Source organism: Pseudoalteromonas sp. SR41-4, assembly GCF_014163985.1.
Classification (GTDB): Bacteria; Pseudomonadota; Gammaproteobacteria; order Enterobacterales; family Alteromonadaceae; genus Pseudoalteromonas; species Pseudoalteromonas rhizosphaerae.
The window spans coordinates 91,404-107,706 of record NZ_JACJEI010000012.1; the positions used below are offsets into that span (position 1 = coordinate 91,404).

13 protein-coding genes are annotated in these 16,303 nt (G+C 41.7%); 6 read left to right on the forward strand and 7 right to left on the reverse strand.

The window, feature by feature from the left end; translation table 11 throughout:
* Nucleotides 1–20: 20 nt before the first annotated feature.
* From hisH to hisG, 5 genes are read right to left on the reverse strand one after another with little or no spacing between them, the layout of a single operon-like run.
* Nucleotides 21–611, reverse strand: a complete 591-nt coding sequence (gene hisH / locus H5180_RS11595; RefSeq protein ID WP_149980203.1) for an imidazole glycerol phosphate synthase subunit HisH — start codon at nucleotides 609–611, stop codon at nucleotides 21–23.
* Nucleotides 608–1,669 (reverse strand): bifunctional histidinol-phosphatase/imidazoleglycerol-phosphate dehydratase HisB, encoded by a 1,062-nt coding sequence (gene hisB / locus H5180_RS11600; RefSeq protein ID WP_145235732.1) that lies wholly within the window; start codon nucleotides 1,667–1,669, stop codon nucleotides 608–610. Before hisB ends, hisH begins: the two co-directional genes overlap by 4 nt.
* The gene (gene hisC / locus H5180_RS11605) at nucleotides 1,666–2,751 is read right to left on the reverse strand and encodes a histidinol-phosphate transaminase (RefSeq protein WP_145235729.1); all 1,086 of its coding nucleotides are present in this window, start codon (nucleotides 2,749–2,751) and stop codon (nucleotides 1,666–1,668) included. Before hisC ends, hisB begins: the two co-directional genes overlap by 4 nt.
* The gene (hisD, locus tag H5180_RS11610; protein ID WP_145235726.1) at nucleotides 2,741–4,042 is read right to left on the reverse strand and encodes a histidinol dehydrogenase; all 1,302 of its coding nucleotides are present in this window, start codon (nucleotides 4,040–4,042) and stop codon (nucleotides 2,741–2,743) included. Before hisD ends, hisC begins: the two co-directional genes overlap by 11 nt.
* A 4-nt stretch (nucleotides 4,043–4,046) precedes the next feature.
* Nucleotides 4,047–4,946, reverse strand: a complete 900-nt coding sequence (gene hisG / locus H5180_RS11615; RefSeq protein ID WP_145235723.1) for an ATP phosphoribosyltransferase — start codon at nucleotides 4,944–4,946, stop codon at nucleotides 4,047–4,049.
* A 361-nt stretch (nucleotides 4,947–5,307) separates the two neighbouring features.
* Here hisG and H5180_RS11620 point away from each other — a divergent pair, with 361 nt between their 5' ends.
* The gene (locus tag H5180_RS11620; RefSeq protein ID WP_145235720.1) at nucleotides 5,308–5,541 is read left to right on the forward strand and encodes a hypothetical protein; all 234 of its coding nucleotides are present in this window, start codon (nucleotides 5,308–5,310) and stop codon (nucleotides 5,539–5,541) included.
* Nucleotides 5,542–5,628: 87 nt separating this feature from the next.
* Here H5180_RS11620 and H5180_RS11625 read toward each other — a convergent pair whose 3' ends face one another.
* Nucleotides 5,629–6,909, reverse strand: a complete 1,281-nt coding sequence (locus tag H5180_RS11625) for a sodium:proton antiporter (protein ID WP_145235717.1) — start codon at nucleotides 6,907–6,909, stop codon at nucleotides 5,629–5,631.
* A 585-nt stretch (nucleotides 6,910–7,494) separates the two neighbouring features.
* On the opposite strand from H5180_RS11625, the gene H5180_RS11630 reads away from it, so the two are divergent.
* From H5180_RS11630 to H5180_RS11650, 5 genes are all read left to right on the forward strand, one after another.
* Complete coding sequence (locus H5180_RS11630; protein WP_182758278.1) at nucleotides 7,495–9,681, forward strand: pre-peptidase C-terminal domain-containing protein; 2,187 nt, start codon at nucleotides 7,495–7,497, stop codon at nucleotides 9,679–9,681.
* Nucleotides 9,682–9,771: 90 nt separating this feature from the next.
* Nucleotides 9,772–11,640, forward strand: coding sequence for a M28 family metallopeptidase (locus tag H5180_RS11635; RefSeq protein ID WP_182758279.1), 1,869 nt, complete (start codon nucleotides 9,772–9,774; stop codon nucleotides 11,638–11,640).
* A gap of 188 nt (nucleotides 11,641–11,828) precedes the next feature.
* A complete protein-coding gene (locus H5180_RS11640; RefSeq protein ID WP_220491309.1) occupies nucleotides 11,829–13,655 on the forward strand; it encodes an ATP-dependent DNA helicase in 1,827 nt (608 codons plus the stop codon).
* Nucleotides 13,656–13,668: 13 nt separating this feature from the next.
* Nucleotides 13,669–14,379 (forward strand): tRNA (adenosine(37)-N6)-threonylcarbamoyltransferase complex dimerization subunit type 1 TsaB, encoded by a 711-nt coding sequence (tsaB, locus tag H5180_RS11645; protein WP_182732282.1) that lies wholly within the window; start codon nucleotides 13,669–13,671, stop codon nucleotides 14,377–14,379.
* 75 nt (nucleotides 14,380–14,454) lie between these two features.
* Entirely contained in the window at nucleotides 14,455–14,784 is a 330-nt protein-coding gene (locus H5180_RS11650) for a hypothetical protein (RefSeq protein WP_149980212.1), read from the forward strand.
* Between the two features lie 168 nt (nucleotides 14,785–14,952).
* Here H5180_RS11650 and H5180_RS11655 read toward each other — a convergent pair whose 3' ends face one another.
* Nucleotides 14,953–16,242, reverse strand: a complete 1,290-nt coding sequence (locus tag H5180_RS11655) for an alkaline phosphatase (protein ID WP_182758280.1) — start codon at nucleotides 16,240–16,242, stop codon at nucleotides 14,953–14,955.
* Nucleotides 16,243–16,303 lie beyond the last annotated feature (61 nt).

Here is a 16,303-nt window from a genome sequence, read left to right on the forward strand (position 1 = left end):
TTTGTGTTGATACGCTTTATTTATAGCTGCCAGTCTAAAAAGTTCTGCAATAACTGAGTGCCGACTTTAGCGCTACGTTCAGGGTGAAATTGCATACCCGCGTAGTTATCGTTGGCAACAATCGCTGAGAAGGTTTGCCCGTATTCGCCACTAACCAATGTTGCATCATTCACGGTATGAGCAAAACTATGCACAAAATATACTTGCTTGTTTGCATCAAGGCCTTTGGTTAAAGCATGTTCACGATTAACGGTGAGGTTATTCCAACCCATGTGCGGAGACGTTAAACTACCCACATCAAGTGCTTTAACGTGCCCAGGTATTTTGCCAAGGCATTGCACATTACCTTCTTCAGTGCTTTCGCACAGTAACTGCATGCCTAAACAAATTCCCATCAGAGGGCGTTGGTATTCATTGATTGCCTGTTGCCAACCGCCTTCTACCAAGCGCTTCATAGCAACAGATGCATGGCCAACACCTGGTAAAATGGCGCGTTCAAAGTTTTTAAGTTGCTCTGGCGAGGTGATCACTTCTGGCGTTTGCCCTAAGCGCTCAAAAGCAAAGCGTACAGAGTTTATGTTGGCACAACCGGTGTTAATTATGGCAATCATAAACACCCCTTAGAGCTTGCTGTTTGTTGGCTGGCGTCAGCGGCAATGGCCATACGTAAAGCGCGAGAAAACGCTTTAAATAAACCTTCAACTTGGTGATGACAGTTACCGTCGCTAACCGACAATATTAAGCTGATCGCTGCATTGTCGCTTAAGCTTTTGAAAAAGTGTTCAACCATTTGTACGTCTAAATCACCGGCTTTTTCACGGCTAAAGTTAGCGTTTAATACAAACGAAGCACGACCTGACAAGTCAATTTGTGCCTCTGCTTTGCATTCATCCATCGGTAGGGCAAAACCATAGCGAGCAATTTGTGATTTAGTACCAAGGGCTTGTTTAAGCGCTAAACCAAGGGCAATGCCGATATCTTCAACAAGGTGGTGCTCGTCAATGTGCAAGTCGCCGCTGGCTTGAATATCAAGGCCAATATTGGCATGGGTGCGAATTTGATCAAGCATGTGATCAAAAAAGCCTAGGCCAGTGCTGATCTCGCCATTTTTACTTTGATCTAAATTGAGTTTTACATCAATTTGCGTTTCTTTAGTGTTGCGAGTCACGCGGCCTTGTCGATCAGCGGTGGTAAGTTTAGTGACAATTGCATTCCAATCACCGTCATACAAAATACCTTCACAACACAAGTTTTGTGCAAGGCCAATATCTGTTTGGCGATCGCCAATCACAAATGAGCGTGCTAAGTCGACTTTACCTGAGCGCATTAACTCGGTAAGCAACCCTGTTTTTGGCTTACGACAATCACAATTTTGCTCATTAAAGTGTGGGCAAATTAATACGTCGTCAAATTTAATGCCTTGGCTTGATAAAATAGCCATCATCTTATCTTGGGCAATATCAAAATCAGCCGTTGGAAAGCTGTCAGTGCCTAAGCCATCTTGGTTTGACACCATCACTAAACGATAGCCTGCGCCTTGTAATTGCAAAAGAGCAGGGATCACGTTTGGTAAAAACGCTAACTTTTCAAGACTGTCTACTTGCTTGTCGGTGATTGGCTCTTCAATAATAGTGCCATCACGGTCGATAAATAAATACGGGTTGCTCATGATACTTCCTGCTCTTTAAAAGTGGCTGATTGGCTTAGGCCATCTAACCATATTTTTACTTGTTCTAGTTCTTGCTCACTGCCGATTGAAATACGTAGCCAATCGTTTTCGCCGTATAAAGTAAAAGCACGCATAACTAAGCCTTGCTCAAGTGCGATATTAAAGCTGTTTTTATCGGCGAGCTTTAGAGTGACAAAGTTTCCTTCGCCACTGAGCACTTGTAATACGGCAGGGGAGGCTTCGAGCCACTGCTTTAGCTTTGCCCTTAGTGCATTTAAAATACTTACTTGGCGACGCATTGAAGTAATGGCATCTGGGCTGAGTGCATTTGCAGCAATGCTTGCCACTACCGTTGATACTGGATACGGTGCAATCACTTTACGGATTGGCGCTAGTACTGACGATTGGGCAAGAGTAAAGCCTGTACGCAGGCCTGCTAACGCAAATGCTTTAGAGAGCGTTCTAAGTACTACTATGTTGGCAAATTCGTTGATGAGTTTGCTTGCACTTTGCTCTGGGCAAAATTCAATATAAGCTTCATCCACAACGACCAGAGCTTTATCGGCAAGTGCTGTTGCAATAGCCTTTATTTTTTCAAGCGGTGTTAAGCTGCCTGTTGGGTTATTTGGATTACAAATAAACACTAATTTGCTATTACCAACAGCGTTGATTATTTGATCAACAGTACCATCGAGTAATAATGCTTGGCTTAAGCCATTTATTGCTACGTTGTGGGTGTCGGCGGTGACTTTGTACATGCCGTACGTAGGTAAAAATAAAGCAACCGAATCTTGCTCTGGTTGGCAATAGGTGCGTACCAGTAGCTCAATACCTTCATCCGCACCACGGGTCATAAGTACTTGTTCAGCAGTGAGTCCTGCGTAATCAGCATAGCGGTTAATAACATTCATAGGCTGCGGATCAGGGTAGCGATTTAAATCATTAATGCTGATATCGATACTTTTAACATACGGGCTTTCATTTGCATTAAGCCACGTTGTGCCGGTTAGTTTCTCACTTTTTGCCGAGCTATATGCTGCTAATGCATCAATATTGGCCGGTAATAAAGGATTATTGCTCATTGTTCATCGCCTCTAAACGCACCTTAACGGCATTTGCGTGGGCATCAAGTCCTTCTGCATCAGCCAATGGTAAAATTGCTTTTGATAAGTTTTTTAAACCATTTTGAGTAATGGTTTGTACGGTATAAGTGCGAAAAAAATCAAGTAAGTTTAAGCTTGAATAAGTGGCACTGTAGCCATAGGTTGGTAATACGTGATTAGTACCAGAGGCATAATCACCAGCAGATTCTGGCGTGTAGTCACCCACAAATACAGATCCTGCATTTTTAACTTTGTTTAAATACGGGTTGGCATCAGCCAGTTGCAGTATTAAGTGTTCAGGGCCGTATTGTGCTGATACAGCAAATGCTTGCTCGATTGAATCAACCAAAATAAGCGATGAATTAGCCAATGCTTTTGCGGCAATATCTTGACGCGATAGTTTAGCTAATTGGCGTTCAATGGCTTGCTCGGTGCGGGCAATCATACGTTCACTGTTACACAGTAAAATTACTTGCGAATCAGCGCCGTGCTCAGCTTGAGATAATAAATCAGCGGCAATAAATTCAGGGTTTGCGCGCTCATCGGCAATCACTAACACCTCAGACGGGCCCGCAGGCATATCGATCGCCATGCCTGGTATGGTCTGAGCTACTAGTTGTTTAGCCATAGTCACAAAGCTGTTACCCGGGCCAAAAATTTTATTCACCTTGGGCACTGAGTCTGTACCATAAGCCATTGCGGCGATTGCACCTGCGCCGCCACTTTCTACGATTGTTTTGATACCGCATAGTTTAGCCGCATATAAAATTGCTGGGTTTATCGGTAAATCACCTTGCACCGGTGTTGCTAACACTACGGTTGTCGCTCCACTTAGCTGCGCCAGTACACCTTGCATGATCACTGATGAAGGCAATGGCGCACTGCCACCTGGCACATATATTCCAACGGCTTCAATGGCTTGGTATTTTAGTTCACATAACACACCGGGCTGAGTCGACAATTTAATATCTTTGGGTAGCTGTGCTTGGTGAAAACGTTTTACATTAGCGTAGGCCGTGTCTATCGCGTATTTAAGCTCAGCGCTTAACTGCTGCTCAGCGACATTGATCTCACTTTGCGGCACTAATAAGCGCGGATTTTCGCGGTTATCATATTGCTTAGCCATGTCGAGTAAGGCTGTGTCGCCTTGCTCTTTTACGCTTGCCATAATAGCTTGGCAAATAGCTTCTACTTCCACACTTGCACTAACAGCAGGGCGCATTAGCGCCGCTGCTTGTGCATCTTTGGAAACCTCATTCCAGCGCAACATTGACTTACTCCATCATTTTTTCAATTGGCATAACGAGGATAGAGTTGGCGCCTAGCGCTTTTAATTGCTCCATTGTTTCCCAAAATAATGTTTCACTGCTCACCATGTGCAGGGCTACGTACTCATCAGAGCCAGCAAGAGCTAATACCGTTGGTTGGCCAGAGCCTGGTAAAATATCGCAAATTTCATCCAGTTTATCTTTTGGCGCGTGCAGCATGATGTATTTGCTTTCTTTGGCTTGTCTCACGCCGCGTAAGCGTGGCATAAGTTTGTTGATAAGTGCTAGTTTGTCAGCATCTTGTAAGTCTTTATTTTGGATAAGGCAGGCGTTTGATTCTAAAATAGTATCGCCTTGCATAAGGCCGTTGGCTTCAAGTGTGGCACCGGTAGATACTAAATCACAAATTGCATCTGCAAGTCCTGCACGTGGTGCGACTTCTACAGAGCCAGTCAGCATTACTGTGCTGGCGTTTATGCCTTCACGCTTTAAGTATTGAGTTAAGATTTCAGGGTAGGTGGTAGCAATGCGTTTGCCTTCAAACCAGCTTTTATCTTGCTTGCCAAGTTCTGACGGCCATGCAAGTGCAAGGCGACAGTAGCCAAAATCAAGTTTAGACAATTTAGTTACTTCACTTGGTACGCCTTGGCGCTGGCGCTCAGCTTGTACTTCAACGAGTACGTTTTCGCCTACTATGCCTAAATCACACACGCCGTCCATTACCAGACCGGGTATATCGTCATCGCGCACACGTAGTACGTCAATCGGCATATTGGTCGAGTGGGCAATCAAACGTTGCTCACGCAAGTTAAGTTTAACACCTAGCTGTTTTAGTAAGTCTTGGCAATCTTTAGAAAGGCGGCCACCTTTTTGGATGGCGATACGTAGACGGTTGCTATTACTCATTATTCATTTTTCCTTTAATTTAAAAACTAAAAACCCCGAGGGAACCTCAGGGCGAAAAATGAATCATTGTATGTTGACTCGCCAGAGGTTCCTTTTAGGAATAACCTCTCAGCGAAAGACCTGACAGGTTATTCCGGTGAATGGTGGTGATGATGTACTGTTGTCAGGTTTAAGCGCATTATAATATATCCTAAATAACTTTCGTTTTATCATTGCTTCATGTAAACAAAAGTGTTTAATCTGTTTAAGTAAATTTCACATATAGAAAAACACATTTGTGGGGAAGCTGGCAAGTTTTTTTTGCATAAATTAAAGAATAAGCTATAACGGCCGATGATAAGAGTAACCAAAGGAGGAACGTATGGATATTATGATCCCTTATTTAGGGCAGATCACTCGTTTGCAACTTGAGTCGAAAGGCGCTTTTCATATTGCGGGGCTAAAAGATTCGAACGCGCAGCGAATTGAACGTGAAAAGCGGCAAAAACGTCAGTTGGAGCGCAATGAACTACTGCCTAAAGAAAAGCTTGAAACAGCTAAGAAAGAGCGCAAAACAGACGAGGAAGACGAAACCCATTTAGACACATGGGCGTAATATTTATAGGATCTTATGCATAGGAAATGCATAACTAATTCTAGCACCGTAAGCATTAGCTCGCGGCGCCAGAAGTAAGTTTAAATGTTAGTTTTGTTGTTTGGCACTAATGCTACTGTGAATTAACGGCGAAATAGTGAGCCCTTGCACAATAATCGAAAATATCACCACAACGTAGGTAACAATAACAAGCAGGTTATGTAAATCAGAGCCGCCCACAAATACTTGATCACGAGGAATTGCCGCAGCCATTGCTAAAGCAAGGCCACCGCGCAGGCCGCCCCAGGTTAAAATTTTAACTGAGTGTTTGTCGTATTTTCTAAATTTCTTAAATACCACAAACGGTGCGCCAACACTGATAAAGCGAGCAAGTAATACTACAGGCACCATTAGTAGTCCTAAACCAATTTCAGCTAGGCTGATGGGCATAGTGACAATTAGCATACCGATAATCAAAAACAACAACGCATTTAAAAAGCTATCGGTGGCGTGCCAAAAGTCTTTTACGTAGCGAGTGTCTTCAGGCCCGGTGCGCTCTGTCGCTTTAGTACGGGTTATATTACCTAACAATATACCGCTAGTTACCATCGCCAGTGCGCCAGATATTTCCCATATATTGGCAGCGGCGAATCCTGCTGTCGGTATAGTTAAGGTTAGTAACAAGCGAATATTTACATCACGACTGTTGATGATCAGATAATGACCCACTAACGCAATCACTAAACCAAATGCAATCCCTCCCAGTGCGTCGACAAAGAATAGCTCTGCAATGCCTGCTGCACTGGCTTCAGTGTCGAGAAAAGCCACGGCAAAAATAGTGGTAAAAATAACTAAACCAATACCGTCATTAAATAATGATTCACCTTCAACTTGCACAGAAATGCCTTCAGGGGCACGCATTTGTTTAATAATTGCAAGCACTGCAATTGGATCGGTTGGACTTATTAATGCACCAAACAATAAACAATAGATAAAAGGCACCGCAAAGCCTAACGCGGCAAATAAGTAAAAGCTTAAAAAGCCAATGATAAAGGTGGAGGCTAAGGTCGAAAATAACACCAGTACGGTAATTTCAAAACGTTGTTTTTTGAGTGCCGCAAGGTTAATTTCTAGTGCGCCTGCAAACAGTAAAAAGCCGAGCATGCCTTTGAGTAATAATTGATTAAAATCGATACTTGAGACTATTTGTGTAATCTCCAGTGCGGTTGAATCGCCCAATAATTTTACCGCGAGTATTAATAACAATGAAATCACTACTGAGCCAGTTGTTATGGCAATAGTGGTTTGCATTTTGAGGATATACTGGTTAGCAAATGCGATAAAAATCGCTAATGCAGATAAAAAACAAATGAGGTACCAAGCATTCATTGTTTGACCTTAAATAATATATTGGAATGAGCAAAAGGGAATGTACTTTCGCGCGGGTATGTTACTCCTGAGACTTTGAAATGTCACCGCGACAATGCTGATAATTACACTTTTAAGAGGCGTTTTTGCTACTCACGTAGCAACAACGAAATTAATTGATGGTTTTGTTTGAGACTTTATCGACATTACTGCTTTTAAACCGCAATAGCTTCTTTGCTAATCGTCAATATTTGCAGTTTGCTATCTACATATATAGCTCTGTTGTCAATCAACATAATCACTGCAGTTATAGGTCTGAGCAGAAATGACATTTAATACATTACCAATAATAAAGACAAATGAAATGCAAGTAAATGTTAATTTTATGTATCCATATATTTACATTCACTGGGTTTCTTTTGTTTTTTAATTAACAGTTTAAGGTTAAGTTATTGTTTTAGAGTGTTTCAGCTTTCGCACTTGTTAATTTTTTGTTTAATTTTCAATTTCAGTAAAAACAGTCTAGGCTGAATCTGAATCGGGAACGGGTAGTGCCGGTTTAATACAAAAATATTAAATAAATAACAATTTAAATGGAGCGTAAACGTGAATTTATCTAAAATCACATTAGCAACTTTTGCTGCTTTTGCGGTAACGCAAGTATCAAGTGCAGTAGCTGCAAATAAACAATATCTGAATGAGCAAGCAGCCCTAACTACAGCTTTGCAAAATAGTGCGTCATCGGTACTTATGGCAAGCCCAATCCAGTTAGTTGGTTTGGATGCAGGTAATGAGTTAGTCGTATTAAAAGAAGTAAAAAGTAATAATGGTGATACGACTCGGCGTTATCAACAACAGTATCAAGGATTACCAGTCATTGGTGATACTGTGAGTTTAACGTTTGATAATAATGGCCAATTAAAACGCGCTCATGGTGCTGCTGTATATGATATTAGTAGCGATATAAGCTCAGTGATGCCAAAACTCAGTAAAAAAATGGCTATTACACAGGGGTTAAAAAACTCCCCCGCAGCGGCTAAATCAGTAAGCCTTAAAAAACACAATGAACAATCGCGTTTAGCGATTTGGCTTGATGCGCAACATTTCGCACATTTAGTGTATGAAGTATCGTATGTTACTTATGGTGCTAATCCTTCTCGACCTTATCAGATAATTGATGCGAATTCTGGTGAGGTTTTGCATAGCTTTGATAACCTTCAACATGCCAATGCTACAGGCCCTGGTGGAAATTTAAAAACAGGAAAGTACATTTACGGAACTGATTTTAGTAGTTTAGATGTGTCGCAATCAGGCAACACTTGCACCATGAATAACGCAAATGTTAAAACCATTAATTTAAATGGTGGCACCAGTGGCTCTTCAGCGTATTCCTTTACTTGCCCCGAAAACACCTTTAAGGAAATAAATGGCGCTTATTCGCCATTAAATGACGCGCACTACTTTGGTAATGTCATTTTTAATATGTATAACGACTGGATTGGTTCTCCTCCGCTGTCTTTTCAATTGCAAATGCGTGTTCATTACGGCAGTAATTATGAAAATGCTTTTTGGGACGGATCAGCAATGACTTTTGGTGATGGTCAAAATACCTTTTATCCATTAGTTAGTTTAGATGTTTCTGCTCATGAAGTTAGCCATGGTTTTACTGAGCAAAATTCAGGGCTTGTATACAGTGGGAAATCGGGCGGCTTGAATGAAGCGTTTTCTGATATGGCTGGTGAAGCTGCCGAGTTTTATATGCTAGGCACTAATGATTGGTTAGTTGGCCAAGAAATTTTCAAAGGCAATGGTGCATTGCGTTACATGAATAACCCGACCCAAGATGGTAGTTCAATTGATAACCAATCGAGTTATTATTCTGGGATGGATGTACATTACAGCTCCGGTGTATTTAATAAAGCATTCTATAACTTAGCAACTAAAGCTGGTTGGGATACTAGAAAAGCTTTTGAGGTTATGGCGCGTGCAAACCAATTATATTGGACCGCTAGTACCAATTGGGACTTGGCAGGGAATGGCGTAATGGATGCGGCATGTGATTTAGATTACAGCCCAGGTGATGTACAAAGCGCACTTGCGGCAGTGGGTGTAACGTCAAATTTAAGCCCTGGCAGTAGTTGTGGAGGAGTAGAGCCACCAATTGACGAGCCACTTAGCAATGGCGTGCCACGCACTGGGATCAGTGGTACAGAAAAACAGCAACTGTTCTTTACCTTAGAAGTACCAGCTAATGCCACTAATTTGCAGTTTAATACGGTAGGTGGCAGTGGTGATGCGGACTTGTATGTAAAATTTGCGCAAAGACCAACACTAAATAGTTTTGACTGTAACAGCACGACTTCAACCAGCATTGAAAGCTGTGCTATCAGCAATGTTCAAGCAGGTACTTACTATGTAATGGTTGAAGCCTGGAACCAAATATCGGGCGTTTCACTCACGGGGAGTTTTGATGGCGGTGATACGGGTAGTACACCAATAAACCGTACTGAAACCAATGTAAGTGTTAGCTCAGGTGGTTGGACTCGTTTTAGTCAAGAACTAAGCGCAGGTTATTCAACATTGAATGTCGCTATAGCGGGTGGTTCTGGTGATGCAGACTTGTATGTTAATTTTGGTTCGCCATCATCAACATCGTCTTATCAATGTCGACCATATAAAAATGGTAACAACGAAAGTTGCGAAATTACTGCTCCACAAGCGGGCACTTGGTATATTGATTTACAAGGCTACAGCGCGGCAAGTGGCGTAACGTTAACAATAACGGCTAACTAATCCCTCACCTAAGGGAGCATTCGCTCCCTTTTTTCCCCTTATATTTTCAGAGTCTGAATTTGGGTAAACACAGAAAAAAAGGAAACTGTTATGAATATCTTTGCACCAAGCGTCCTGCTTGGCACTGTGTCATTATTGGTAAGTCAGCTGGTAATAGCACAAGAGCCTGACAGTATTTGGGTAAGTATTGACCCTGTAGCAGCTAAACATTACAAATTAAACCAAACAGCTCATAAACACAGTACAGAGCTCCTCGCTCCACAAGCATCCAGCTTATCTTCTGTTGATTTTATGCGTATTAAACAGGCTGAAGTGGCTAATTTAAGTGAATTTATGCACGACAATTACCATCGTTGCGGTGGCTTTGTAGCACATGAATCATTGCTTGAGGCGCAGCTTTATACTGAGCAATTAGCTAAAGTACAGAATCAGTCAATCAACAGTTTGGCTATTAACTACACAATAGATAATGCGCAAACGGTACAGACACTGATCAATAACATTAGTCCTAATGATCTAACCCTTACCGTTAATTCGTTGAGTGCTTTTAATAATCGCTATTACTCAGTACAAAGTGGAGTTGATGCATCTCAATGGTTAAAAGATTATTGGCAACAGTTAGCGAGCAACCGCGCTGATATTAGTGTTGATTACTTTAGCCATAGTTGGTCGCAATCATCTGTAATTGTGACTATTCAAGGCAGAGAAAAAGCGGATGAAATAGTAATTGTTGGCGGTCATTTAGATTCAATTAATCAATCAAATCCTAGTAATGGTAGAGCGCCCGGTGCGGATGATAATGCCTCCGGTATTGCGGTCTTGTCAGAAGTGCTTCGGGCAATCGTAGATAATAACTATCAACCACAAAGAACAATCCAAATTATTGGTTTTGCAGCTGAAGAAGTAGGGCTGCGAGGTTCAAAAGCGATTGCAACGGCGTATAAATCACAGGGCAAAAATGTGGTAGGTATGGTGCAATTTGATATGACCGGTAATCATGGCAGTAGCGATGATATTGTGATGATGACAGATTATACTAACAGCGGCCAAAATCAGTTTTTGGGACAATTGATCGACACTTATTTACCCACCCTAAGTTATGGTTTTGATCAGTGTGGATATGGCTGTTCAGATCATGCTTCGTGGTATCAGCAGGGCTTTGCCGCCTCAATGCCATTTGAGTCGCGCATGGCTGATATTAACCCGCTAATCCATACTGCAAACGACAGTAATTTTGATGCTGATCATGCGAGTAAATTTGCCAAACTTGCGGTGAGCTACTTAGCTGAACTGGCTAAAAATGCCGGCTATGAAGTACCACCCACTGACAATGAACTGGAAAATGGTGCCACAGTGTCTGGAATTAATGCGCTTGCTAAAGAGCAAGTTTTTTATACCTTAGCAGTCCCTGCAGGAAGTAGTAATTTAAACTTTACTACAGCAGGTGGCAGTGGCGATGCTGATCTATACGTTAAGTTTGGCGCACCGCCTACTTTACAAGACTTTGACTGTAACAGCACTAATTCAAGCAGTAATGAAGCATGCGCTATTAGTAATATACAATCAGGTACATATCATGTCATGGTTGAAGCATGGAGCGCTATTACCGGTGTTTCCTTAACGGGTAGTTATGATGGTGACAATAATGTACCGACACCGATTAATCGTACCGAGACGAATGTCAGTGTGGCAACAGGAGGTTGGACTCGCTTTAGTCAAAATATCAGTGCGGGTTACGCGTCGTTAAATATTTCTATTTTAGGTGGTAGCGGGGATGCTGATCTGTATGTGAATTTCGGTTCGCCGTCATCAACGTCAACATATCAATGTCGACCTTATAAAAATGGTAATAATGAAAGCTGTACTATTAGCAATCCCCAAGCTGGTGCTTGGTATATTGATTTACAAGGTTATACTGCGGCAAGTGGTATTACTTTAACGATCAACGCACAACAATAACAATAGCAAAGGGGCATTGCTCCTTTGCTATTTGCTTTGCGTATTCACTTGCCCTTGGGGCTATGCTTACGTAAAATCCCGCTATTATTTTTAGCAAAGCGATCGTTATTATCAAACAGCTTTTTAGTGCAGCAGGTCCGTTAGCGCAATCTTTAGATGGTTATACGCCTCGCCAACCGCAGATCGATATGGCGGTTGCGGTGAGTGATGCATTAAAAAACCGCTCGCAATTAGTGGTTGAAGCGGGCACTGGTACAGGTAAAACCTACGCTTATTTAGCCCCCGCGCTAAAGTCCAAAGGTAAAACAATAATTTCAACCGGTACGAAAGCGCTGCAAGAACAATTATATCACCGTGATTTACCACAATTAGTCAAAGCGCTTAGTGCGAGTAAAAAAACCGCGCTGCTAAAAGGGCGCAGTAACTATCTATGTACTTATCGGCTTAATCAGCATGTTGCCCATGTACCGACCGATGATTCTGATGTGATGCATCAATTGGCCATGGTGGCTAAATTTGCCAGTGAAACGCACACCGGTGATCTGGCTGATTGTATTGGTATCGAAGAAGATGCCAAAGTATTACCTTATGTAAGCTCCACTGCAGATAACTGCTTAGGTAAAGAGTGTCCTGATTTTCAAGATTGCTATATTCGCAAAGCCCGCTTAAAAGCGATGGATGCCGATATAGTAGTGGTTAACCATCATTTGTTTTTTGCAGACATGGCGGTAAAAGATACCGGCTTTGCTGAACTCATTCCCACAGCTGATGCATATATATTTGATGAAGCACACCAATTAAGTGAAATTGCCAGTGATTACTTTGGTGAGAGTATCAGCACTAAAAAGCTGGTGGACTTAATTAATGATTTACGAGCAATTTATCGCTCTGACATTCCGGATATGCTGCAACTTGGTAAAACCTTAAATAAGCTTGAAACCAGTGTTGCAGACTTGCGCTTACAATTTGGCTTAGATGGTAGCCGAGGTGATTGGCGACAAATGCTGGCAAGTAAAGAAATTTGCGCCGCGTTACATAGGGTGATCAGCGATTTAGACTTTTTGTATCAAGTACTCAAACATTGTTTAGACCGTAGCGATAAAATAGAACACCCATTTGAGCGTACCTTAGCTTTTAAAGGGCAATTAGAGCGGGTATTTGATATAAGCCAAACAGGTAACAGTTATTGGTATGAAACAACACGCCGCTATTTAACCGTACATATAACTCCGCTTAACGTATCAGTTAAATTTGCGCAAATGATGGCAGACACGGGGGCTGGCTTTGTATTCACCTCAGCGACTCTATCTGTCGATAATGCACTTGATCATTTTAACGCAAGCCTTGGCCTTAAGCCTGCCAAAAGTATGATGGTTGATAGTCCGTTTGATTATTATCAGCAAGCCTTATTATGTTTACCGCGTTATTTACCTGAAACACATGCAGCGAATATGCCTCATGCGATTGTTAAGCTTACCCTCGATTTAATTAAAGCAGCAAAAGGGCGCTGCTTTGTATTGTTTACCAGCTATCGGATGATGCATTTAGTCGCCGAAGGGCTAAGTACTCAGATTGATTATCCTATTTATATGCAAGGGCAAATGTCTAAACGTATTATTTTAGAAAAATTTACCCGCCATGGTAATGCCGTATTATTAGGTACTGCGTCGTTTTGGGAAGGAGTTGATGTCAGGGGTAGCACACTCAGTTGTGTTATTATTGATAAGTTACCCTTTGCAGCACCCGATGATCCACTGCTCCAAGCTAAAATGCAAGATGCGCAATTACAAGGACATGATCCCTTTGCTTATATTCAATTGCCACAAGCGGTGATTGCACTAAAACAAGGCGTTGGACGACTGATCCGCGATAGTAAGGATAAAGGGGTGTTGGTGATTTGCGATAACCGTTTAGTGACACGCCAATACGGCCAAGTCTTTTTAAAAAGCTTGCCGCCGATGCGCCGCACACGTAGCCTTCAAGTGGCCAGTGAATTTTTAGAACACATTAACTAGAGAAATAATTACCATGAATAACGCAATCAGTACTAGTGATATTAATCTATTAGCATTTGACGCTTCTACCGAAGCATTGTCTTTAGTGCTCAATTATAATGGTCAGTTATTTCACCATTTTGAAGTATGCCCGCAACAGCATAGTCAAAAAATCTTACCGTTGGTTGATCAGTTGTTAGCTAAGGCAAATTGCCGTTTAACTGATTTAGATGTTATTGGTTTTGGCCAAGGCCCAGGTAGTTTCACTGGCGTGCGTATTAGTGTCGCCATCGCGCAAGGCTTAGCTTATGCATGTAAACTGCCACTAGTTGGTGTGTCAACGCTGCAAATGATGGCGCAGCAAGCTTATCAACAAACCGGTGAAAAAAGTGTATTTAGTGCTATTGATGCGCGTATGGGAGAAATATATTTTGCCCATTACAGAATCAGTGATAATGGTGTGATGACCTTACAAGGTGACGAACAAGTATTAAAACCCGCATTATTATCTCTTGCAGACGAACCAGGGATTGCAGTGGGCACTGGCTGGCAAACATACCCTGAGGCACTGGCAGATAACCCACAAATTGCTATCAATAACGACATCATATTACCTGATGCCGGTTTTATGTTGGCTACAATTAGCGATGATTTCAGTGCGCAACGTACGGTCAGTGCTGCGCAAGCTCAACCTAAATATGTACGTGATACAGTAACCTGGAAAAAATTACCTGGACGCGAATAAACTGATTAATAAAGCAACTTGCAAGGTTATTAAATTTGGCACATAATTTAAAAACCTAAGTAACGAGACGCAACTTTGAATCTACCTATTGGCTCAGGGTTTTACTCGGGAGACATACCCGGTAAAATTACCTCAAGACAGATCAACACTAATAAACCTCAGGGGTTATTGGAGCAATCTGCTGCTGATAATAAACAGTCTGCGGAGTTTGTTAAATCAAGCCAAGCAGGTATTGCGCTGGCTGATAAGTTACAAAGTGACACTGCCCAACCTAGTTACCGACAAACGATTTATGACCAACCGACAGCCAAAGTAAGTCGTGCTATTTCAACCTACACCGAGTTTGCTAATTTAGAACGCCGAGCTGAAGTACAAAACTTAATTGGTGTGGACATCTACGCTTAACAATTAGACAGTAATTTAACTATGTGTTGATGTGCCAGTATTTGGCAAAAGTTTACCTCCAGCTGTGATTAAAAAAGCCCAGATACATTATGACTGGGCTTTTTATAATTAACCTTTAATGTTGCAGTTAGCCTCTACCCTCAGGAAAAGCAACATGCCAGTTAAACGTTACTGCTGTTCAATAAAGCCGATCAGTTTATCGGCAATATCAGTATTGTTTTGTGAGCCGATAAATTTATCAGCACCTTTACCATAGGCAAATACTTGTACATCAATAGCAGTGTGACCGCCAGTAGTCCAACCGGTGAAGCTGGCTCTACTGATAATATCTTTAATGGCAAGATTAAGTGGTTTATCGCCTAGTTTTTTTGCCTGTTCAAGCTTGATCTGGTTTTCGGGAGTGTATTCTATATTCGTGTTAGCAGTCCAAATAGCTTTTAAATCATCAGACTCTGACATTAATTTAGTTAATTTAACGGCTGTGGCTTTCACGCCTTTTACTACCTCGGTTTCCCATTTATATTGACCATGCGCACCTAATGTTAAACCACCTGTTGAGTGATCTGCGGTGATCACCAATAAGGTATCCGGGTTTTTATCAACGTACGCTTTTGCTTGCTCGATTGATTTAGCAAAATCATCCATTTCCGCCATTGCACAGGCAATATCATTGGCATGGCCACACCAATCAATTTGGCTGCCTTCGATCATCACGAAAAAGCCACTTTTGTTATTTTCATTAAGTAACTCAAGCGCTTTATTGGTCATTTGTGCTAAGCGTGTTGGGTTATTATCTAACGCAAAGTCAAGCGCAACTGGAGCAAATAATCCCAGCGCAGGAATTTGCTTAATATCTTTTAACGCACTAAAGTCATCACTGTATTGATAGCCCGCTTGCTTAAATTCTGCAACTAAATTACGGTCTTCGCGGATGTAATATTTAGTACCGCCACCGAGCATTAAATCAACGGGAAGTTTTCCGGCAATTTTATTATCAATGTAATCATTGGCAATTTCATCGTAGTTACGACGAGATTCATTATGTGCAGCGAAGCTTGCAGGCGTGGCATGATTGATTTGTGAGGTTGCAACTAATGCGGTGATCATGCCTTTTTGTTTAGCAATTTCGAGCATTGTTTTTACCGGTTTTTTATCGGTATCAACTGCAATTGCACCATTATAGCTTTTATGGCCTGAGCTCAAAGCAGTTGCGCCAGCAGCACTGTCAGTTACATAAGTATGGTCGTCAGGGTAAGTATGTGCCATGCCTTTAAGGATTGTATCAAACACCGTGCCTTCTATTTCTTTGGTAGACGGATCATCTTTAAAGTAGCGATATGCTGTAGTATAAGCGGGGCCCATGCCATCACCAATCATATAAATTATGTTTTTTGGTGCTTGCTCTGCGTATGCACTTGCTGAGCATAATAATGCCAAGAGGCTTATTTGTTTCTTCATCTTTGTACCCTGTTTATTATGTAGTGCCATTGTATACGCAATGTAGTATAAATAAATGTCT